Below are 21,181 nucleotides of genomic sequence, written 5' to 3' on the forward strand. Positions count from 1 at the left end.
GACCAGACCCTACAGGGCGGCGAGGTCCCCGCGCCGCCGGGACCGCACGAACATCCACTGCAACACCGCGATTCCGGCGAGGCCCGCCACGAACGTCGCGATGCCGATCTTCCAGCCCGGCGGCCGCCAGCTCACGCGCAGCTCGGCGTCGTTCGTGCCCGCCGGGACGTCCACGGCGACGAAGGACTTCGCGACCGTGGTGAACGGAATCGGCTTGCCGTTCAAGGTGACCCGATACCCGGGCCAGCCCAGCCGCGCGAACACCACCCGGCCGCCGTCCGGCGAGCTGACCCGCACCCGGCTCTCGGTGTCGGATTCCGACAGCGACGCCGCCGTGAGGTCCTTGGTCGCCGCGACCCGGCCGCCTGTCGTCGACACCGGCCCGTCCACGCGTTCGAGCACCGCGATCCAGCGCTCGTGGCCCGGGTAGTCGACCCACTTCCAGCCGGGCGGGGGTTCCTGCTTCGCCGCGTCCGGGAACAGCGCGCGCTGCAAGACGACTCGATCCACCTTCATCAGATCGACCAGCGGGCGGCCCGTCGTCGGTTCCGGGGCGAACACGCGGCGGTAGGCGTCGGGGCAGACGCTGGAATCCCACCGCATGCACAGCAGCTCGCCGAAGTAGTAGTAGCCGGTCGGGGTGTAGCCGTTGACGTAGTTCAGCTCCAGATTCTTGGCGTAGTTGCCGAAAACCAATGAGCCATAGGCGTTTTCGACGCTCTTGTCGCCCGGTTGCAGCAGCCCGCGCTCGCCCAGTTGCAGCGTCTTGCCGCCGAAGTCCGGGAAGGCGGCCTTCGCCTCGGACCGCGACGCGGGCAGCTGCCACGACATCGGCGTCGGCTGCACCGAGGCCACCTGGGCGTACGCGATGGGGAACATCGCGACGAGGGCGAGCGCGCACGCCGCGGCCGTGCCCCGCGTCCGGCCCAGCCACAGCACCCCGGCCAGCAGCGCGCCGACGACCACCGCGGCCAGCACATGCCACAGCACGTCGTGCGGGTCGGCGGAGAACGAGCGCACCCACAGCGCGAGGATGAGCACGCCCGCCGCGACCGCCCGCGGTCGCCAATCCCGCGTCGTGCCGTACCGGCCGACGAGCACGCACACCAGCACCAGCAGCCCGACGGCCAGCATCGGCAGCACCCGCGCGGGCCAGCGCAGCGGCCCGATGGTGCCGGGCCCCGCGGTCCACATCAGCATCACGACCGAGAACAGCGCGACCCCGCTCAGCTGCCGCCACTCCGCCCGTGCCGCACGCCAGTCGACGAACGCGAGGATCGGGACGAGGAACCACGCGATATAGGTGACCGGCAGCGGCTGGATGTATCCCCACCACGCGCTGAACGCGGGCATCGTGCTGGGCAGGCTGGCGTTGAGCGACTCCGACCACGGCACGGTGAGGAACTGATCGTTGATGATCTGCGAGGTGCCGCGCCAGGTGACCTTCGCCGAGAGCATGCTCGGCAGGAACGTCAGCAGTCCCGCGGCCCCCGCGCACGCGGCCGCCGCGGTCAGCCGGGCCACCGGCCGCCAGGCCCGCTGGTACAGGATCTCCCCCACCGCGACCGCGGCCAGCATGATCATCGCCTCCACCGCCGGGAAGATGTAGGCCGTGGAGATGGTGAGGTAGAGGTACACGAAAACCGGTAGCGGCCCGCCCCTTCCGCGCGTGTAGCGCACCGAGGCGGCCCACGCGTGCAGCATCCACGCGGTCCCCGTCAGCGCGGTCATCCAACTGGCCTCGTCGAAGAACAGGAACCAGCCGCTGAACGGGAACGCCACCCCCGCCACCGCCGACCAGGCCGGGCGGCCCCCGTAGGCCAGGCACACCCGGTACACGCCGAGCGCGGCGATGATCGAGAAGATCAGCTTCACGAGCGTCGCGTACAGCGCGACGTTGTCCACCGAGGGCGCGATCAGATCCACCAGTAGCTGCGGCGGATTGAACAGCCCCGCGTCGTCCATCGTGTTGTTGCCGGTCATCCACTGGTCCGGCCACATCACCGGGAACCGGCCCGCGCGCAACGCGCGTCCCAGCGCGAGCCACAGCCCGGTGTACTGGGATTCGGTGTCGTCGGTGAAGAAATGACGCACATTGCCCAGCAGGACGGCCCCGTACCCGACGACGACCCCGAGCGCCGTCACCGCTCCCCAGCGGTGAACCCGTCGCCGCGAAAGAGTCTCGGAGTCGTCACCTTCGCTCACAGGTTCCAGACCTTACAGCGGGTTCGGCGACTGCTCCGGCACCCGGGGCGGCCCCCACCACGGTGCTGGAGACGGCGGCTCTGCGCCCGGGGCGGCCCTTCACCACCGTGCTAGAGTTCTCAGCGGCTCGGGCTCTGGTGACCAGCGAGGAGTACCGGCACGCACCGTCATCGAAAGTTGATCCAGCTGATGCCGATTCCCCCCGAATCCAACGGACACCGCGGGTCCGCCCGGACGCACACCGTCTCCGTGGTGGTCCCGGTGTACCGCGGCGAGCAGACCATCGCCGGACTCGTCGCCGAACTCGCGACCTACGCGCGGCCGACGACCACCCCCGGCGGCGCCACCTTCGTGGTCGGCGAGATCATCCTCGTCCACGACCACGGCCCCGACCGCTCCGATGTCGTCCTGCAGGAGCTGGCCGCCCGCCACGACAACGTGCGCCCGATCTGGCTGTCGCGCAACTTCGGTCAGGACGCCGCGACCATCGCGGGCATGTCGGCCGCGCGCGGCGACTGGACCGTCACCATGGACGAGGACGGCCAGCACGACCCGGCCTTCATCGGCGCCTTCCTGGACGCGGCCCTCGCGCAGCGCGCGGACCTGGTCTACTCCAAGCCGATCAACACCCGCCCGCACGGCTTCCTGCGCAACCTCACCTCGCGCGGCGCGAAACTCGTGCTGGCCACCCTGTTCGCCTTCCCCGACTCCACCCGGTTCGAGAGCTACCGGCTCATCCGCGGCGACATCGCCCGCCAGCTCGCCGAGGTGGCCTCCAACGGCGTATATCTCGACGTCGCGCTCACCTGGGTGGTCGACACCGTCGCCCAGGTCCCGGTCGCGCTGCGCGCCGAGGGCCGCGAGGAGTCCGGCTACAACTACCGGCGGCTGTTCTCGCTGTTCTGGAAGATGGTGCTGTGCAGCGGAACTCGCGGCCTGCGCCTGGTCAGCATGTTGGGGGTGACCCTCGCGCTGGGCGGGGCGGTGATGGCCGGGCTCATCGTCTTCGAGGCCCTCACCCGCTCGGACTGGGCGCCGGAGGGCTGGACCTCGACCATCGTGGTGCTGCTGCTGTGCTCGGGCGCGATCCTGTTCTCGCTCGGCCTGATCGCCGAATATCTCGGTGTCGCCCTGCACGTGCTGGTGGGCAAGCCGCTCTATCTCACCGTCGCCTCCCCCACCCCGCGACCCGCGAACCCCACCCCGGACGTGGTAGAGAATCGGGAGACATCCGCGACGATCACCGAGGGGAACGATCGGGTTGACCACCACTGACCGCATCATCTTCAGCCGTCCCTACCGGGCCCGGCGGGAGCTGCCCAACCTCGAGGCCGTGCTGTCGTCGGATCAGAGCCACGGCGACGGTCCCTTCACGCGGTCGGCGACCGAGAAGCTCAAGGCCATCACCGAGGCGCCGCACGCGCTGCTGACCACCTCCTGCACCTCGGCCATGGAGATGGCGGGCCTGCTGCTGGAGCTGGGCCCCGACGACGAGGTGATCGTCCCCAGCTTCGCGTTCACCTCCACCGCGACCGCCATGGCACTGCGCGGGGCGACCTGCGTGTTCGCCGACATCGACAGCGCCACAGGCAATCTCGACCCCGAGGCCGTCGCCGCGGTGCTCACCCCGCGCACCAAGGCGATCATGGTCATCCACTACGGCGGCGTCGCCGCCGATATGGCGGGCCTGCTCGCGCTGGCCAACGCGCACGGCATCGCCGTCGTCGAGGACAACGCGCACGGGCTGGGCGGCCGCTGGCGCGGCAGGCCGCTGGGCACCCTCGGCACCCTGGGCGCGCTCAGCTTCCACGACACCAAGAACGTGCACTGCGGCGAGGGCGGCGCGCTGCTGCTCACCGACGAGATTCTGATGGGCCGCGCGGAGATCATCCGCGAGAAGGGCACCGACCGGGCCCGTTTCCTGCGCGGCGCGGTGGACAAGTACTCCTGGCAGGACATCGGATCCAGTTATCTGCCCAGCGAACTCAATGCCGCCGTGCTCGACGCGCAGCTCGAGGAGTTCGAGACGATTCAGGCCGGGCGGCACCGGGTCTGGGACGCCTACGCGGCCGCGCTGCCGGACTGGGCCGCGCGCAACGACGTTCGGCTCATGCGGGTCCCCGCCGACCGCGAGCACACCGCGCACCTGTTCTATCTGCGGCTGCCCACCGAGCAGCGCCGCGACGATTTCATCGGATATCTTGCCGCGCAAGGCATCTCGGCCCCGTTCCACTACGTGCCGCTGGACACCAGCCCGGCGGGCGGGAAGCTGGGCCGCACGCCCCGGCCGTGCGTGCGCAGCGCCGAGTTCTCCGAGACCGTCGTGCGCCTGCCGCTGTGGCCCGACCTCACCGACGCGCAGGTGACGCGGGTGATCGAGGCGGTCACCGCGTTCACGGTGTGAGGAGGTAGAGCTTCTCCCGGCCGCCCGCGATGCGCCCCCGGCGCGTGACCCGGGAGCCGTAGCGGTCGAACAGCGCGTCGAGGGTGGTCTCGGTGAACCGGTGTGCCTGCGCGCCGTCCCCGGCGTCGGTGCAGCGGCGGGCCAGCGCGGCGACCACGCGGTGCTCGCTGGTGGCGAGGTTGCGGATCGGTTCCGTCACGATCACCGCCGTCCCCGCCGCGGCGAGCATCCGGTCCACCACCGGGGCCGCGTCGGGCAGGAAGTGGTACAGGCTGGCCTGCATGACCACGAAATCCGCTGCGGGCAACGGGGTTTCGTCACGCACGTTCCACACCCGCCCGTGCCCGCCCGCCGCGATCAGGTCCGCGACGAATCCGGCGTTGCGGTCGAGTCCGGTGTAGTCGATCGACCGGTCGCGCAGGCAGCGGGTGTAGAGGGTGGCGGGGCCGCAGCACACGTCGAGCACGCGCACGCCGTCGGGGATCAGCTCGTCGATCGCGGTGAACCGGGCCGCGTAGTGGGTCCGGTAGAGCCCGCGCATCAACAGCTCGTAGATGCGCCGGTTGCGGTAGACCAGGCTCGTTCTCACCGCCTGTGACCGTACCCGGTCGGGGCCTCGCGCGCCCGCCGGACGCTCTCCCCCCTCCGGACGCTCGCCCCCCCGGGCGCTCAGTCCAGCAGCGCGTCGAGCGCCTCGCGGGTGAGGACCTCGTAGGTCTCGGTGTCGCGGTTGTACCACCAGGTGTTCTCGTCCGGCTCGAGCCGCACCGCCGCCTGCACCGCGCGGGTGGAGGGCCGGTAGGTGGAGCTGCGCGGGATCTCGTCGACGACGAAGATCAGGTCGGGCCGCTGGCTCGCCTCCAGCGTGCGCAGGCATTCGCTGACGTCCTTGGGCCGCAGCTCGTGTCCCGCGCGGACGCTGATCGCGGCGACCGGCAGGGTGCGGCCCGCGGCGTGCAGGGCGAAGGCGACCTCGGTGTCGACGGCGGTGATGTCGTTGAGCGCGTCCACGATCGGCTGGTTGTACACCGGGCCGCGGTCGGTGAGCACCACGCTGTCGCGGCGGTCCATCAGCCAGTAGTCGCCGTCGCCGTCGCGGCGGAACAGGTTCTCCGTCGGCATCCAGGAGTCGCCGGGGGTGAACACCCCGCGCAGGCCGCCCTGGGAGATGTCGACCGTCTCGCCCGCCTTGCCGATCAGCAGGCCCACCTCGTTGTCGGCGGCGCGGCGCGCGAAACCCTGTGCGTCGGTGACGATCCGGCCGCTGTGCGGATCGTAGGAGATGAGTTCCACCCGCGCGGTGCCCGGCACCGGACGGCCCTTGCAGCCGATCTTCACCCCCGCCACGTTCGCCAGCACCACATCGCCCTCGATGGAGGCGTAGAACTCCAGAACCCTTGCGGGCGCGAACCTTTCGAGGGTGCGCCGCCACAGCCCGGCGGGCATGCCCGACCCGATGAACAACCGGATCGGATGCGAATGCCCGTCCGGGAACGGATCGGCGTCGAGGATGTCGCGCATCATCGTCCACGTGTAGGTCACCACGGTGACGCCGTAGCGATGCACCTCCTCGGCGAAGCGCGCCGGATCCAGCGAGCGGGCCAGCGCGATCCGGCTGCCGCCCGCGACCGCGCCGCCCAGGCTCACCAGCAGCCCCGACGAATGATGCAGCGGCGCCAGGCAGTACACCGTGTCGCGGCGGTCCAGATCGGCCGAGGTGGCGGTGCCGAACGCCGACAGCGCCCAGCGGTGGTTGGTGATGTACTTGGTCTCCAGCTTGTCGCCGGTGCCGGTCACCAGCACGAACGCCAGCTCCCGCGCGAGTCCGGGATCGGGCCGGAACCAGCCGGGCAGCACCACCTTCGACGGATCGATCTGCTCGAGGTCGAGCACGTCCCCGTCCAGCGGCACATCCAGTTCGCGCGTGTCGCCGCCGCCGAGTACGAGCACCCGCGCGCCCGTGGCGCACGCGTCGCGCAGATTCTCCGGATCGGCGATGATCGTGCTCGCCCCGGTCAGCTCCACCGCGCGGTCCAGTTCGCCGCCGGGCGGCAGCAGCACCGCGACCGCGCCGAGCCGCGACAGCGCCGCGACCGCGGCCAGCGCGCTGGGTCGGGTCTCCATGAGCACGCCGATCCGCGCGGCGGGCCGTACACCCGCCGACACCAGCCCGCGCACCACGTTGTCGATGCGCCGGTTCACCGCGGCGTTGGTGTGCACCCGGTCGTCGAACAGGAACAGGTCGCGCAGCGGCGCGCGGCGGGCCTGTTCGGACAGCAAGCGACCCAACGAGATTCGCGTGTGCGGCTGGATCATCCCCAGCCGGGTCAGGCGCGGCAGCGCCCGCGCCGCCTCGCCGCCGAGTTCCAGCGAGCCGCGCACCGCGTTGCTCGCGATATCGGTCAGCGCCGCGCCCAGCCCCGCCCCGGTCTCGGCCAGCGAGGCCGCGGTGTGCACCACGCGGGTGGCGGCGGTGCGCTGTGGGTTGGCCGGTTCGTGCTCGGTCATCGGGGCGATCTGCTCGGGCAGCTCGCCGGTGCCGTCGAGCCACTTCACCCAGTCGCGCACCAGCGGCCAGGTGTGGTTCGTGGCAGTGGACCCGGCGACCAGGCCGAAGTGCCCGGCCACCAGGGTGGCCTCGTAGACGTCGGCGTGTGGCGCGGCGCGCAGGATGCCGCGCACGGCGGCGGGCTGGCCGATGTCGTCGACCTCCCCGACGAACGCCAGGATCGGGCACCTCAGTTCCGCCAGCGACACCGGATGGTCGCGAATCACGAATCCGCCCAACATCATCCGGTTGTGCACCACGAACTGCTTGAGCAGGTCGGCGGCGGCGGGACCGGCGTACCCGACCCAGCCCTCGCGCTCGAGGAAACGCCGCTGCCGCTCCTTGGGCAGCAGCGCCTCGCGGTCGTGCAGCTGGCGCAGGAAGTCCAGCCGGGCCTTGGCGGTCTTGACCGGGTCCAGCATCTGGAAGCCGACCCGGACCATGGCGTCGGTGATCGGCAGCCGGGTGAGCACGTGGTCGGCGACGAAATCGGCGACCTCGGAGACCAGACCGTAGGGCAGGCCGAACGGCAGCCCGGCGACCACGTCGACGGGGCTGCCGAAGGTGACGATGCTCTCCACGCCCTTGCCGTAGCGATAGGCGGCGGTCTGATAGGTGAACATGCCGCCCTGCGAGTAGCCCATCAGGTGCACGTTGTGCCCGGTCAGCTCGTTGACGGTGTCGATCGCGCTGGACAGCGCCAGCACGTGGTCGGCCAGGTCGCGCTTCCAGCCGCCCTCCTCGGTGGCGGGCGAGCCGAAATCGACCACCCAGCAATCGATTCCGGCGCGGTGCAGGATGCCGACCGCGCCGCCCTCGACGTTCACGTCGTAGACGTCGGCGTTGACCATGAGCGGGGGGACGAGCACCGCGACCGGGCGGCCCGGGGTGGTGTCGTCGGGGAAGTAGTGCCGCAGCCGGTACATGCGCTTGCGCTCGGTCACCTCGTACGGCGACGACTCGACGTCGTGGGTCAGCCCGCCGAAGCGGATCACCTCGAGCCCGTTCTGCGCGGTGGCCATCAACCGCTGCACCGACTCGACGACCGACCTCCGCGTCAATCTCACCATGGCTCCCAGCCTATCCGTACCCACCCGGCCCCGGACCCCGATCGGCTACCGGTCGGTCTGGAAATCGACGCGCCTTGCCGTTTCGTTACCGCCCAATGAAATTCGCGGCCGTTCGAGCGATTTCGCCGCGAACCCGACCGTTCGCGTCCTACCATCGAGGGGCCGGATCGCGATGTCACACTGCTCCGGAACGCGCTGTCGCACATAAATATTCGTTCGCGCCACCTACTTCGCAGGTGTGTCTCCGCCTGCCTGCTCGCCCTGCAAGTAACCGTTCGGTGCCGCCGGACGGCCACCTCGATGTGAGGACTGAGGTATGACCATCGAATTGCCGATCGAAACCGAGAATCACGCACGCAAGAGTCTGTCGACGGGCGCCGCGCAAGTGCTGGCGCACTCCACCAAATCCGAACCGCAGATGCAGGGCATCTCCTCGCGCTGGCTGACCCGCGCGCTGCCCTGGGTCCAGGTGCACGGCGGCGTCTACCGGGTCAACCGCCGCCTGACCCACACGCTGGGCAACGGCGAGATCGAATTCGACGTCGACGGCCCGCGCGCCACCGTCATCCCGGAGGAACTGCGGGAAATGGCCGCCCTGCGGGAATTCGAGGACGAGGAGGTGCTGGCCGCCCTCGCCCGCCGTTTCGAACAAAGCGATCTCGATCCCGATACGGTCGTCGCCGAATTCGGCAATCCGATGGATCAGATCATTCTGGTCGTGCACGGAAAACTCAGCAAGATGGGCACCGGTAAATTCGGCGAGGTGACCCGGCTGGGCATTCTCTCCGACGGCGATTATTTCGGCGATTCCATGCTGCTGGACAACGACGCGATCTGGCCCGCCACGGTGAAAACGCTCACCCCCACGACCGTGCTCACATTGGCGCGCGCGGATTTCGATCGCATCGCCGACGAGGCGCCCGCATTGCGCGAGCAATTGTCGCGGGTGTCGGCGCGATCGCAACGCCCGCAGAACAAGCACGGCGAGGCGAATATCGAGATCGCCTCCGGGCACTCCGGCGAACCCCTGCTCGAGGGCACCTTCGTCGACTACGACGCCTCCCCGCGCGAATACGAGCTCAGCCTCGCCCAGACCGTGCTGCGCGTGCACACCCGCGTCGCGGATCTGTTCAACGAGCCGCACAATCAGATCGAGCAGCAACTGCGCCTGACCATCGAGGCGCTGTACGAACGCCGCGAGAACGACCTGGTCAACAATCCCGACTTCGGCCTGCTGCACAACTGCGATCTCAAGCAGCGCATCTACAGCGAGTCCGGCGGGCCCACCCCCGACGACATGGACGAACTGCTGTCCATGCGGCGCAGCACCAAACTGTTCCTGGCCCACCCCAAGGCGATCGCCGCGTTCGGCCGCGAATGCAACAAGCGCGGGCTCTACCCCGATCCGGTGGAGGTCGACGGCCACCGCGTCCCGGCCTGGCGCGGGGTGCCGATCTTCCCGTGCGGCAAGATCCCGGTCAGCGAGGCCCAGACCACCTCGATCCTCGCCCTGCGCACCGGCGAGAAGGAACAGGGCGTGATCGGCCTGCACCAGACCGGCATCCCCGACGAGTACGCCCCGAGCCTGAACGTCCGATTCAAGGGCATCGACGATCAGTCGATCATCTCCTACCTGATCAGCTGCTACTACTCGGCCGCGGTGCTGGTGCCCGACGCGCTGGGCATTCTCGACAACGTCCTGGTCGCCCGCCACGCGGCCGAGTGAGGTGAGCGACCGTGTCGGTGTTGTCGCGCATCGCGGCGCCGCCCGCCACCCACGAGGTGGCCGCGACGGTGACCGCGCTGCTGACCGATCTCGAGCACGCCCCGCCCGCGGTGCTGCTGCCGAATTCCGATGGGGGCGAGGCGCTTTCCCCCGCCCTCGCCGCCATGCTGGCCGGCGGCGCGCCGCGTCGGCTGCTCGGTCCGTCCGGGGTGGGCGCGTCGGGTCTGCTGTCCCCGCCGCGCGCTCCCGCGCGGACCCCGCCGCCGGACCGAGTGGTTCCCCGAATACCGTTGGGGCCCACCGGAATCGGCACCGCGGCCGGGGTGGTGCGCCCGGCCGCGCCCGGGCGACGCGCGATCCCCCCGCTCTACTGCCCGCCGCCGGTCCGCGACGATCCGGCGCTGGCCGAGGCGGTCAACGCGGGCATCCTCGCCTGGGCGGAGTCGATCGGGCTGTACGAGGGCAAGATGGACGAGCTGCACCGCGCCGACTTCGGGCGGCTGGTCATGCTCTGCCACCCCGACTGCGACGATCCGGATCCGCTGCTGGCCGCGGCCAAGTGCGCGGTGTCGGAGTGGTCGGTGGACGACTACTACTGCGAGGAGGACGCCGACGACCGCGCGCCGGACGGCACCCCGTCCAGCGCGGAGGCCGAACTCGGGCCCCGGCTCGAATTGGCCATGGCCGCCCTCGATCCGGTGGCCCTGCCGCGCGGCTATCAGGCGCAACTGGACCGGGCGCTCGAGGCCGACCCGATCCTGCGGGCCTTCCGCACCTCGTTCGAGCATCTGGCCCGCTACGCGAGCCCGGCGCAGCTGGCCCGGCTGCGCACCGAGATCGCGGGCTGGTTCATCGCTCTCGGCGCGGAGGCCGGCTGGCGGGGGGCGCACCGGATGCCGCCGGTGTGGGAGTACCTGACCAACCGGCAGCCGCACAGCTTCCTGCCCTGTATGGCGCCGATCGACGCCGTGGGCGGGTACGAGCTCGATCCCGCCGAATACAGTCATCCGGCCGTGCGCCGGGTGACCACCACCGCGGCGCTGGCCGCGCAGATGGTCAACGACCTGTATTCGATGGCGCGCGAGGATCTTTCGAACGGGCGGGAGTTCAACCTGCCCACGGTCCTCGCCGCCGAGGAGGGCTGTTCCCGGCAGGAGGCGGTGCAGCGCACCGCCGAGGTGCACGACGAACTCGCGCACCGCTTCGAGACCGAGGCGCGGGCGCTCGCGGCGACCGCGTCCCCGCCGCTGCATCGCTTCCTCACCGGGCTGTGGGCGTGGATGGGCGGCAACCGCGCCTGGCACGCCGACAGCCGCCGCTATCACGACATCGATTGAGCGCCAGCGTTGTACCCATCGAGAGGATGTTCCGCCATGACCATGCTCGAACCCCAGGCCGGCCCGGTCCCGCTCACCCCGTATCAGCGGTCGGTCGCCGAATACTGGAACAACAATCCCAACGACGACCGCGTGAACACCAAACTCGGTGAGGTCGACGGCCTTTACCACCACCACTACGGCATCGGCGAACCCGATCTGTCCGTGCTCGAGGGCCCCGAGGACACCCGCCAGGAGCGCCTCGTGCGCGAACTGCACCGGCTCGAGACCGCGCAGGCCGATCTGCTGCTCGACCACCTCGGCGATGTGCGGCCCGACGATCGGCTGATGGACGCCGGATCCGGGCGCGGCGGCACCAGTTTCATGGCCAATCAGCGGTTCGGCTGCCAGGTCGACGGGGTCACCATCTCCGAATACCAGGTCGGCTTCGCCAACGAGCAGGCCGCCGCGCGCGGGGTGTCCGACCGGGTGCGGTTCCATCTGCGCAATATGGTCGACACCGGTTTCGACTCCGCGGTGATGCGCGGCATCTGGACCAACGAGACCACCATGTACGTGGATCTGACGGATCTGTTCGCCGAATTCGCGCGGCTGCTGCGGCCCGGCGGGCGCTATGTGTGCATTACGGGCTGTTCCAACGACGTCACCGGCGGCCGCTCGGCGGCGGTGAGCTGGATCGACGCCCACTACGGCTGCATGATTCACCCGCGCGGCGAGTACTTCCGGGCGCTGGCGGCCAACAACCTGGTACCGGTGAACGTGGTCGATCTCACGGCGGCCACCATCCCCTACTGGGATCTGCGCACGCACTCCGAGCTGGCCACGGGCGTGGAGAAGCCGTTCCTCACCGCCTATCGCGAGGGGAGTTTTCAATACCTGCTGATCGCCGCGGATAAGGTGGGACGGTGACCTCCACCGCCGAGACGACCGATCGCGAGGCCCTGCTCGTCGAGCTCGTGGACGAGCAGGGCCGCGCGACCGGCGCGTGCCCGGTCGCCGCCGCCCACGCCGCCCCCGGCCGCCTGCACCGGGCGTTCTCGGTGCTGCTGTTCGACGAGTCGGGCCGGGTCCTGCTGCAACAGCGGGCCGCCACCAAAACCCGCTTCGCCCTGCGCTGGGCCAACACCTGCTGCGGCCACCCCGCCCCCGGCGAATCGGTCGCCGAGGCCGCGGTCAAACGCCTGCACGAGGAGCTCGGCATCGACGCCGCCGTCCACGAGATCGGCACCTTCCGCTACCACGCCGACGACCCCACCACCGGCCGCGTCGAATTCGAGTTCGACCACGTCCTGATCGGCCGCTTCGACGGCGAACCGCCCCGCCCCGATCCGGCCGAGATCGCCGACTACGCCTGGGTGCGCCCGGAAACCCTCACCGACGCCCTCGACACCCGACCCGAGATCTACACCCCCTGGCTCGGCGGGGTGCTCATGGTCATCGACCGCTCGAACGCCTGACCCCGGGTGCGAGCGACACCTCGCCGGGCGGCGCGAGCAGGCCCAGATCCGTTGGGAGCGTGGCGATCACGGTCTCGAGGCGGCGGTGGTGCCGCCGCGCGACCGCGAGCAGCCGATCCACATCGCGGGCCAGGAACGCGTCCAGCAACAGCGCGTGATCGGTGTGCAGCCGCACCCGGTCGGCGCGGGTCACGTGCACCATCGACTGCACGGGTTCGGTGACGTTCCAAGCGGATTCGAGCATGTGCAGCAGCCGGAACATCCGCGAGGGCCGGGTCAGCGCGAGATGGAACTCCCGCGAGCGCCGATGATAGGCGGCCGGATCATCATCCCGAATCGCCTGCTCCAGCAGCGCGTTCACCTCCCGCAGCGCGTCACGGTCCGCCGCGGTCGCGCACACCGCCGCAGCCGCCAACGCCGCCTCCTCCAAAGCCTCCCGCGCCACATACATTTCGCGCAGCTCCGCCGAGGTCAGTTGCGCCACAGCGTATCCCGCGTTCGGCTGATGCGCCACCAGCCCCTCCCCGATCAGCGTCTTCAACGCCTCCCGCACCGGAATATGGCTGACATCGAACAACTCCGCGATCTCCCGCAACGGAATCGCCGTCCCCGGCGGCACCGCCCCATCCAAGATCACCCGGCGCAACTCACCGAGAATGATCTGCGGCCGACCAGGCTCATCGACCACCAGTTTCGCCAACAGCGCCGATCGTCGTCGTGGGGGCATGAACCCAAGGTAGAACCCCGATGTTTGCGCCGATGTTCGCGGATGTGACGATCAGGCAACACGAAGGCACCAGTTCCGTCTGGCAGCATGACCCCCTATGGAGCTGATCGGAGTGGAGCGCATCGAAGCGGCGGCGAAGCTGCTGGCGCCGGTCATTCGGCGCACCCCGGTGGTCGCCTCCCGCGTGCTGTCCGAGCGGACCGGGCACGAGGTGCGGCTCAAGTGCGAGAACCTGCAACGCACCGGATCGTTCAAACCGCGCGGGGCCTACAACCGGATCGCGAATCTGCCCGCGCCCGAGCGGGCGCGCGGGGTGGTCGCGGCCAGCGCGGGCAATCACGCCCAAGGCGTGGCCTGGTCGGCGACGACCCTCGGCATCGACGCCACGGTGTTCATGCCCGAGGGCGCGTCCCTGCCCAAACTCGTCGCCACCCGGGCCTACGGCGCGACCGTCCACCAGGTCGGTGAGACCATCGACCGATCCCTCACGGCCGCAAGGGAATTCGCCGATCAGACCGGCGCCACGCTCATCCACCCGTTCGACCACGCCGATATCGTGGCCGGGCAGGCGACCGTCGCCCTGGAACTGCTGGACCAGTTCCCCGACGTCGGCACGGTCCTGGTGCCCACCGGCGGGGGCGGCCTGCTGGCGGGCATCGCGATCGCCCTGCGTCACCTCGCGCCCGGCGTGCGCGTGGTCGGCGTGCAGGCGGCCCGCGCCGCGGCCTGGCCCGCCTCCCTGGCAGCGGGCGAACCCGTTGCGCTGGAACGCATGTCGACCATGGCCGACGGCATCGCGGTCGGCCTACCCGGCGCGGTCCCGTTCGCGCACGTCACCGAATACGCCCCCACGATCGTCACCGTCGACGAGGACGCCCTGTCCGGCGCCCTGCTGCTGTGCATGGAACGCGCCAAACTCATCGTCGAACCAGCGGGCGCCGCCGCCGTCGCCGCCCTCATGTCCCTCCACCCCGCCGAACTCGGCCTCACGGGCCCGGTCTGCGCGATCCTGTCCGGCGGCAACGTGGACCCCCTCCTCCTGACCCGCCTCATCGGCCACGGCCTCAGCGCCGCCGGCCGCTACCTCGCCGTCCGCGTCACCATCTCCGACCACCCCGGCAGCCTCGGCCGCCTCTTGGCCACCGTCGGCGCGACCCGAGCCAGCGTCGTCGACGTCGTCCACTCCCGCACCGGCGCCTGGCTCGGCATCGACGAGGTCGAAGTCCTCCTCACCCTGGAAACCCGCGGCCCCACCCACCGAGACGACGTCCTGTCCACCCTCACCGACGCGGGATACGCTGTGCGGGTACAGGATTGACGGCCAGACCGCACTCACAAACGCGGCCCGCAATGAGCGAGTTCGAAATTGACGCCCGGGCCGCACTCACCAACGCGAGCCACGAGGTGCGGGCTCGGGACTGACGTCCCGGCCGCACTCACGGACCGCAGCGCCTCCGAGATTGATCCCGATCACACTCGCCACCCCGGAACCCAAAGCGCCCCTTCAGGATTGATGCGCCCCGCCGAGTTCGAGGGCGAGCACCCCGAGGATCACCAGCGCGATCCCGCCGAGTTGCACGGCCGTCAGGGACTCGTTCAGGAACAGCGCCCCGATGGCGGCGACCGCGGCCACCCCGATGGCCGACCAGATCCCGTAGGCGACCCCGATCGCCATCCCCCGCTTCAGCGCCTGGGACAGGAAGAAGAACGCCGCCACGTACCCGATCACCACCACCACCGACGGCACGAGTTTGCTGAATCCCTCGGAGATCTTCAGCGACACCGTCGCGGTCACCTCGGACACGATGGCCAGGCCCAGCAGCAGGAAGGTCATTTCCGCACAATAGCCAAACCGGTCACCGGGCCAACTCGGCGGCCGACCCCACGACCACGCCGTACAGGTCGGCGACGGTGGCGAGCGCGGCCCGATGCAGCGTCTCGGCCGCCACCCCGGCGACCGGCCGCGTCGCGCACGCGTCCGCCACGACGGTCGGCCGATTGCCGCGCAGGAACGCACCCGCCGCGGTGTAACTCACGCACATGTGCGTCATAAAACCCGCGATCACCACGTTCTCGTGGCCCGCGGCATCGACGTGCGCGCCGAGGTCGGTGCCCACGAACCCGTCGGGCACGGACTTCACCACGACCGACTCCCCGTCGCGCGGCGCGACCAGCGGATGCGGCCGCCCGATTTCGGCGCGCACGTCGTGGAGCGTCCCCGGCCCGCCGTCGTTGATCACGCGCACGACCGCCGCCCCGGCGGCGCGAGCGCGGGCCAGCAGCTCGGCCCCGGCCTCGAGCGCGGGCCGCCACCCGGTGAGTTCGAGCACGCCCCGGGTGTAGGTGTTCTGGTAGTCGATCAGGATCAGCGTCGATTCGGCCAGCGCGGGCGCGGTGCGATCGAGGCCGTTGAGTTCGCGAAGTGTCATGGTGCTCATACCGATCGACGCTATGGCCCGACGGCCGTGTCGGAAATGTCATGTAAGGTGCAGATTCGGACACGGCACGGCGAGGAGCGATGAGCGGTATCGAACGGTTGATCGTCGTCGTCCTGTTCGAGGGCGTCGACCTGCTCGACGTCACCGGCCCACCCGAGGTCTTCGCCCTGCTGGCCCGCGAGATGGACGAGCCGAGCGGCTACCGCGTCGTCCTCGCCGCCGAATCCCTCGACCCCGTCACCACGGCCGCCGGGGTCCGGGTGCTGCCCGACGTGACCTTCGCCGACATCGCCGACCGCCGCATCGACACCCTGCTCGTGCCCGGCGCGGTCGAACTCGACGCCGAGCGCCGCGTCCGCGCGATCACCGAACCCGCTGTGGTGCAACGGGTCCGGACGCTGGCCCCCGCCGCGCGCCGGGTGGCGTCGGTGTGCGTCGGCGCGCACGTGCTCGCCGCGGCCGGACTCCTCGACGGCCGCCGCGCGACCACCCACTGGTCGACCGCGCGCCAGCTCGCCGCCGACCATCCCGCGATCGAGGTGGACGCCGACCCGATCTTCATCCGCGACGACCACGTGTGGACGGGCGCGGGCATCACCGCCTGCCTGGACCTCACCCTCGCCCTGATCGCCGAGGACTTCGGCGACCAGTGGGCCCTGCGCGTGGCCCGCCAACTCGTGATGTACCTGAAACGCCCGAGCGGCCAGAGCCAATTCAGCGTCCTACTCGACCCCGTATCGACAACCCGCCGCATAGAAGCCCTGCGCCACTACATCTCCCGCAACATCGCCGCCCCCCTCACCGTCGCCGACCTCGCCGCCCACGCCCACCTCAGCGAGCGCCAACTCACCCGAGTCTTCAAAACCGACCTCGACACCACCCCCGCCGCCTACGTCGAGGCCGCCCGCGTCGAACTGGCCCGCCACCGCCTCGAAACCACCGACGACACCCTCGACCGCATAGCCACCACCTGCGGCTTCCACACCCCCGACACCCTCACCCGAGCCTTCCGCCGCACCCTCGACACCACCCCCACCGCCTACCGCCACCGCTTCCGAACCACCCCTTAACGCAACCCAGCCGCACCCTTTATCCAAATCCGCACCCGTTCCAGGGCTACACAAGGGGTGCGAATCCAAATAAAGGGTGCGGCTGTACTGCCGTACCCCGCGAGAGTGGCTTGCGCTGCCGTACCCCCAAGCTGCCGTGCCCCGCGCTGCGGTACCCCAAGCCGCCGTACCCCGCGGTGGTACCTCGCGCTGCCCTCTCCCGCAGTGGTAACCCGTGCTGCTGCCCGTACCCCCCAGCTGCCGTGCCCCGCAGTAGTGGCCCGCGCCGCCGTACCGCATGCTGCCGTGCCCCGCAGCGATGAACCGCGCCGCCGCCGTACCCCCGGGTTCAGCGCAACCAGGCGCGAGCAGCGGCGGTCGCCGCGCCGATCTCCTCGAGCTGCCGAGCCACCTGCGGACCAGCCGTGCCCCCACGCGCGTCCCGGGAGGCGATCGACCCCTCCACAGTGAGCACCGAGCGAACCTCGGCCGTCAACGCCGGATCGATGGCCGCGAATTCGGCATCGGTGAGATCGTTCAACCCCACCCCCCTCGCCTCGGCGGCCCGCACGCACGCACCCGCCGCCTCATGCGCCACCCGGAACGGAACACCCTGCCGCACAAGCCATTCCGCGATATCCGTGGCGAGCGTGAACCCGGCGGGCGCGAGCTCCGCCATCCGATCCGTGTGAAAGGTCAGCGTCGAAACCAGCCCCGCGATCGCGGGCAACAACAATTCCAGCTGAGCCACCGAATCGAACAGCGGCTCCTTGTCCTCCTGAAGATCCCGGTTGTACGCCAACGGCTGCGCCTTCAGCGTCGCGAGCAGCCCGGTGAGATTACCGATCAACCGCCCCGCCTTACCCCGGGTCAACTCCGACACGTCCGGATTCTTCTTCTGCGGCATGATCGACGAGCCCGTGGACCAGGCGTCCGCGAGGGTGATGTACCCGAATTCCGGTGTGCTCCACAGGATCACCTCCTCCGCCATCCGCGACAGATCGACCGCGATCATCGCCAGCACGAACGCGGCCTCGGCGGCGAAGTCCCGCGCGGAGGTCGCGTCGATCGAATTGGCCGCCGCCGCATCGAAATCCAGTTCGGCGGCGATCGCCTCCGGATCCAGCCCGAGCGAGGACCCGGCCAGCGCGCCGGACCCGTACGGCGACACCGCCGCCCGCTTGTCGAAGTCGCGCAACCGATCCACATCCCGCAACAACGGATGCGCGTGCGCGAGCAGATGATGCGCCAGCAACACCGGCTGAGCGGCCTGGAGATGTGTCTTCCCGGGCATCACCGCGTCCGGATGCGCCCGCGCCTGCTCGACCAGCGCGTCCACCACGTCCAACACCCCGGCCGCGACCCGGCGCACCCCGTCGCGCAGCCACATCCGGAACAGCGTCGCCACCTGATCGTTGCGCGAGCGCCCCGCCCGCAGCCGCCCGCCCAGCTCCGCGCCGACCCGTTCGATCAGCCCGCGTTCGAGCGCCCCGTGCACGTCCTCATCGGATTCGGCCGGACCGAACGCGCCCGAATCCACATCCGCCGCAAGGCGATCCAGCCCCGCCAGCATCTCGGCGAGATCGCTCTCCGACAGCAGCCCGGCCTTGTGCAGCACCCGCGCGTGCGCCTTGGAGGCGCGAATGTCGTAGGGGGCCAACGCCCAATCGAAATGGGTCGACTTGCTCAACGCCGCCATCGCCGCCGCCGGGCCGGACGCGAAGCGCCCACCCCACAGCGCCCCCTGATTGGTGCTGCCGCCCTCGCTCATCGCTCTCCTGTCGGTGAAATCGCGGTCATCAGAATCTGTCTGCGCATGTCCTCGGCCACCTCGTCGGGCACCGCGCGGCCGCGCTCGGTCAGCACGGCCACCGGATCGGCCTGTGCCACAACCCATCCGGCGGCGGCGAACCAGTCCCGCGGGTCGCTGCGACCCTCGTCGGAGTACCACAGCGAGTTCAGCGCCAGCCCCGGGTCCAGCTGCTGCACCGCCTCGGCGCGCTGGCGGCGCGCCTGTTCGCTCCCCGGCTCGCCCCGTCCGATATTGAGCGCCATCCGACTACCGGGCGCACTCAGCGCCGTCACCGCCTCGAACAGCCGGTCCTGCGCCGCGGCGGGCAGATACCGCAACAGCCCCTCGGCCAGCCACGCGGTCGGCGCGGACTCGTCGAAACCGTTGCGCCGCAACGCTTCCGGCCAGTCCTGCCGCAGGTCCACCGCGACCTCGCGCCGCTCCGCCGCCGGGGTCACGTCCGCGAGCGTGGCCGCCTTGTACGCCAGCACCTTCGGCTGATCCAGCTCGAACACCACCGTCCCCGGCGGCCACGCCAGGCGGTAGGCCCGCGCGTCCAACCCGGCCGCTAGGATCACGACCTGCCGAATGCCCTGTGCCGCAGCGCTTTCGAAGTACGCGTCGAAGTAGCAGGTCCGCGCGATGGCGAAGTTTCCGATCGTCCGATAGAGCCGCCCGGCCCGTTCGTCGCCGGAGTCCACCTGTCCCCGTACGATCCCCTGCCAGCCGCCCTCACCCACCCCGGTGACGAGCCGTTCCGCGTACGGATCGCGGAACAGCGCGTCCGGCCGCCGCGTCTCGGCCGCGCGCAGTGCCGCGATGCCGAGCGCGGTCACCCCCACGCTCTCGGTGATGTCCCAGCTGTCGTCGTCGGTGCGCACGGGCGCAGGCTACTACTTCTTGCCGAGATCCCGGCGCGCCGCGACCTTGGACGACAGGCCGTGGATCTGCACGAAGCCCTTGGCCAGCGACTGGTCGAAGCTGTCGCCCTCGTCGTAGGTGGCCAGGTTGAAGTCGTAGAGCGACTCCTCGCTGCGCCGCCCGTTGACCACGACGGTGCCGCCGTGCAGCACCATCCGCACCTCGCCGGAGACGTGCTGCTGGGTGTCGCCCACGAACGCGTCGAGGGCGCGCTTGAGCGGGGAGAACCACAGGCCGTCGTAAACCAGCTCGCCCCACCGCTGTTCGACCTGGCGCTTGTAGCGGCCCAGCTCGCGCTCGATGGTGACGGCCTCGAGCTCCTGATGCGCGGTGATCAGCGCGATCGCGCCCGGCGCCTCGTAGATCTCGCGGCTCTTGATGCCCACGAGCCGGTCCTCGACCATATCGAGACGGCCCACGCCCTGGCGGCCCGCGCGGGTGTTGAGTTCGGTGATGGCCTCGTACACGCTGACCGGGCGGCCGTCGATGGCGACCGGCACACCCTTGTCGAAGGTGACGATCAGCTCGTCGGGCGCCTCGAAGTTGATCGTGGGGTCCACGGTGTAGTCGTAGACGTCCTTGGTCGGCGCGTTCCACAGATCCTCGAGGAAACCGGTCTCGACCGCCCGGCCCCACAGGTTCTGGTCGATGGAGAACGGCGACTTCTTGGTGACGGTGATCGGGAGCTTGTTCTCCTCGGCGAAGGCGATGGCCTTCTCCCGCGTCCACGCGTAGTCGCGCACCGGCGCGATGACGTTCAGATCCGGCGCGAGCGCCCCGATCCCGACCTCGAACCGCACCTGATCGTTGCCCTTGCCGGTGCAGCCGTGCGCGACGGTCGACGCGCCGTGATACTCCGCGGCGTCCACGAGATGCTTGACGATCAGCGGCCGGCTGATCGCCGACACCAACGGATACCGGCCCATGTACAGCGCGTTGGCCTGAATCGTCGGCAGGCAGTACTGATCGGCGAACTCCTCGCGCGCGTCCACCACGATCGCCTCGACCGCCCCGCAGTCCAGCGCGCGCTGCCGCACCACGTCCATATCCTCGCCGCCCTGCCCCAGGTCGATCGCCACGGCGACGACCTCGGCCCCGGTCTCCTTGCCGATCCAGCTGATGGCGACGGAGGTGTCCAACCCGCCGGAATAGGCGAGTACGACGCGATCGGCCATGTCGATGAGCTCCTCAGGGTTCGTGGTGCCAAGCTGCAAATGATTATGCATCACCATGCAAGCTCATTCATAATCGGGGTGAGGCAATCCAGTGGCAATTGCCGCATTCGTCCCGGATCCCGTTGCAGGACACGACGATATCCGCACGATAGCGCCGACCATATGCCACGCTGAGACCATGATGACGAGTCTGGCCAGCTACTTCTCGGAGATCGGCTCGGACGTGCTGGGGGTGGCCACGTCGGTCGTGCAGCTCATCGCCGACCTGCTCGGCGCGGTCGGCACCGGGCCGGGCGGCGCCTATCCCCCCGGGCAGTACCCCCTGGCCTGAT

The 21,181-nt window shown here is 70.2% G+C and carries 18 protein-coding genes; 9 read left to right on the forward strand and 9 right to left on the reverse strand.

Annotated elements, in window-relative coordinates; genetic code table 11:
• Nucleotides 1-9: 9 nt before the first annotated feature.
• A complete protein-coding gene (locus ACWDSJ_RS17085; protein ID WP_450033006.1) occupies nucleotides 10-2,205 on the reverse strand; it encodes a hypothetical protein in 2,196 nt (731 codons plus the stop codon).
• Nucleotides 2,206-2,394: 189 nt separating this feature from the next.
• Between ACWDSJ_RS17085 and ACWDSJ_RS17090 the strand changes: the two genes are divergently transcribed.
• Together ACWDSJ_RS17090 and rffA are read left to right on the forward strand one after the other, a co-directional pair.
• Complete coding sequence (locus ACWDSJ_RS17090; RefSeq protein ID WP_387362239.1) at nucleotides 2,395-3,480, forward strand: glycosyltransferase family 2 protein; 1,086 nt, start codon at nucleotides 2,395-2,397, stop codon at nucleotides 3,478-3,480.
• Nucleotides 3,467-4,609: a dTDP-4-amino-4,6-dideoxygalactose transaminase gene (rffA, locus tag ACWDSJ_RS17095; RefSeq protein ID WP_450033008.1), complete on the forward strand. Its 1,143-nt coding sequence runs from the start codon at nucleotides 3,467-3,469 to the stop codon at nucleotides 4,607-4,609. The genes ACWDSJ_RS17090 and rffA overlap by 14 nt, the downstream gene beginning before the upstream one ends.
• On the opposite strand, the gene ACWDSJ_RS17100 is transcribed toward rffA, so the two are convergent.
• Nucleotides 4,599-5,198: a class I SAM-dependent methyltransferase gene (locus tag ACWDSJ_RS17100; RefSeq protein WP_450033010.1), complete on the reverse strand. Its 600-nt coding sequence runs from the start codon at nucleotides 5,196-5,198 to the stop codon at nucleotides 4,599-4,601. The genes rffA and ACWDSJ_RS17100 overlap by 11 nt on opposite strands.
• A gap of 80 nt (nucleotides 5,199-5,278) precedes the next feature.
• Nucleotides 5,279-8,227, reverse strand: a complete 2,949-nt coding sequence (locus ACWDSJ_RS17105; protein ID WP_450033012.1) for an AMP-binding protein — start codon at nucleotides 8,225-8,227, stop codon at nucleotides 5,279-5,281.
• Between the two features lie 316 nt (nucleotides 8,228-8,543).
• On the opposite strand from ACWDSJ_RS17105, the gene ACWDSJ_RS17110 reads away from it, so the two are divergent.
• The 4 genes from ACWDSJ_RS17110 to idi are packed head-to-tail and all read left to right on the forward strand — an operon-like array spanning nucleotide 8,544 to nucleotide 12,747.
• Nucleotides 8,544-9,953 (forward strand): family 2B encapsulin nanocompartment shell protein, encoded by a 1,410-nt coding sequence (locus ACWDSJ_RS17110; protein ID WP_450033014.1) that lies wholly within the window; start codon nucleotides 8,544-8,546, stop codon nucleotides 9,951-9,953.
• Nucleotides 9,954-9,964: 11 nt separating this feature from the next.
• A complete protein-coding gene (locus ACWDSJ_RS17115) occupies nucleotides 9,965-11,290 on the forward strand; it encodes a family 2 encapsulin nanocompartment cargo protein terpene cyclase (protein WP_450033016.1) in 1,326 nt (441 codons plus the stop codon).
• Nucleotides 11,291-11,326: 36 nt separating this feature from the next.
• Nucleotides 11,327-12,199: a geranyl diphosphate 2-C-methyltransferase gene (locus tag ACWDSJ_RS17120; protein ID WP_387362228.1), complete on the forward strand. Its 873-nt coding sequence runs from the start codon at nucleotides 11,327-11,329 to the stop codon at nucleotides 12,197-12,199.
• Nucleotides 12,196-12,747: an isopentenyl-diphosphate Delta-isomerase gene (gene idi, locus ACWDSJ_RS17125; RefSeq protein ID WP_387362226.1), complete on the forward strand. Its 552-nt coding sequence runs from the start codon at nucleotides 12,196-12,198 to the stop codon at nucleotides 12,745-12,747. The genes ACWDSJ_RS17120 and idi overlap by 4 nt, the downstream gene beginning before the upstream one ends.
• Here idi and ACWDSJ_RS17130 read toward each other — a convergent pair.
• A complete protein-coding gene (locus ACWDSJ_RS17130) occupies nucleotides 12,725-13,474 on the reverse strand; it encodes a GntR family transcriptional regulator (RefSeq protein WP_450033019.1) in 750 nt (249 codons plus the stop codon). The genes idi and ACWDSJ_RS17130 overlap by 23 nt on opposite strands.
• 97 nt (nucleotides 13,475-13,571) lie before the next feature.
• Here ACWDSJ_RS17130 and ilvA point away from each other — a divergent pair, with 97 nt between their 5' ends.
• The gene (ilvA, locus tag ACWDSJ_RS17135) at nucleotides 13,572-14,792 is read left to right on the forward strand and encodes a threonine ammonia-lyase (protein WP_450033021.1); all 1,221 of its coding nucleotides are present in this window, start codon (nucleotides 13,572-13,574) and stop codon (nucleotides 14,790-14,792) included.
• 186 nt (nucleotides 14,793-14,978) lie between these two features.
• Here ilvA and ACWDSJ_RS17140 read toward each other — a convergent pair whose 3' ends face one another.
• Both ACWDSJ_RS17140 and ACWDSJ_RS17145 read right to left on the reverse strand, forming a co-directional pair.
• Nucleotides 14,979-15,308: a DMT family transporter gene (locus ACWDSJ_RS17140; protein ID WP_387362220.1), complete on the reverse strand. Its 330-nt coding sequence runs from the start codon at nucleotides 15,306-15,308 to the stop codon at nucleotides 14,979-14,981.
• A gap of 22 nt (nucleotides 15,309-15,330) precedes the next feature.
• Complete coding sequence (locus tag ACWDSJ_RS17145) at nucleotides 15,331-15,912, reverse strand: isochorismatase family protein (RefSeq protein WP_450033023.1); 582 nt, start codon at nucleotides 15,910-15,912, stop codon at nucleotides 15,331-15,333.
• Nucleotides 15,913-15,992: 80 nt separating this feature from the next.
• Between ACWDSJ_RS17145 and ACWDSJ_RS17150 the strand changes: the two genes are divergently transcribed.
• Nucleotides 15,993-16,982 carry a GlxA family transcriptional regulator gene (locus ACWDSJ_RS17150; protein WP_450033025.1) on the forward strand — a complete coding sequence of 330 codons (990 nt, stop codon included), beginning with the start codon at nucleotides 15,993-15,995 and terminating at the stop codon, nucleotides 16,980-16,982.
• A 328-nt stretch (nucleotides 16,983-17,310) separates the two neighbouring features.
• Here ACWDSJ_RS17150 and argH read toward each other — a convergent pair whose 3' ends face one another.
• Genes argH through ACWDSJ_RS17165 form a run of 3 tightly spaced genes read right to left on the reverse strand, consistent with a single transcriptional unit; the run spans nucleotide 17,311 to nucleotide 20,849 of the window.
• Nucleotides 17,311-18,732 (reverse strand): argininosuccinate lyase, encoded by a 1,422-nt coding sequence (gene argH / locus ACWDSJ_RS17155; protein ID WP_450033027.1) that lies wholly within the window; start codon nucleotides 18,730-18,732, stop codon nucleotides 17,311-17,313.
• A complete protein-coding gene (locus tag ACWDSJ_RS17160; protein WP_450033029.1) occupies nucleotides 18,729-19,634 on the reverse strand; it encodes an SAM-dependent methyltransferase in 906 nt (301 codons plus the stop codon). Before ACWDSJ_RS17160 ends, argH begins: the two co-directional genes overlap by 4 nt.
• A gap of 12 nt (nucleotides 19,635-19,646) precedes the next feature.
• Nucleotides 19,647-20,849 carry an argininosuccinate synthase gene (locus ACWDSJ_RS17165; RefSeq protein WP_387362211.1) on the reverse strand — a complete coding sequence of 401 codons (1,203 nt, stop codon included), beginning with the start codon at nucleotides 20,847-20,849 and terminating at the stop codon, nucleotides 19,647-19,649.
• Nucleotides 20,850-21,027: 178 nt separating this feature from the next.
• Here ACWDSJ_RS17165 and ACWDSJ_RS17170 point away from each other — a divergent pair, with 178 nt between their 5' ends.
• Complete coding sequence (locus ACWDSJ_RS17170; RefSeq protein WP_387362209.1) at nucleotides 21,028-21,180, forward strand: hypothetical protein; 153 nt, start codon at nucleotides 21,028-21,030, stop codon at nucleotides 21,178-21,180.
• Nucleotide 21,181 lies beyond the last annotated feature (1 nt).

It is taken from the genome of Nocardia sp. NPDC003482 (assembly GCF_053588115.1).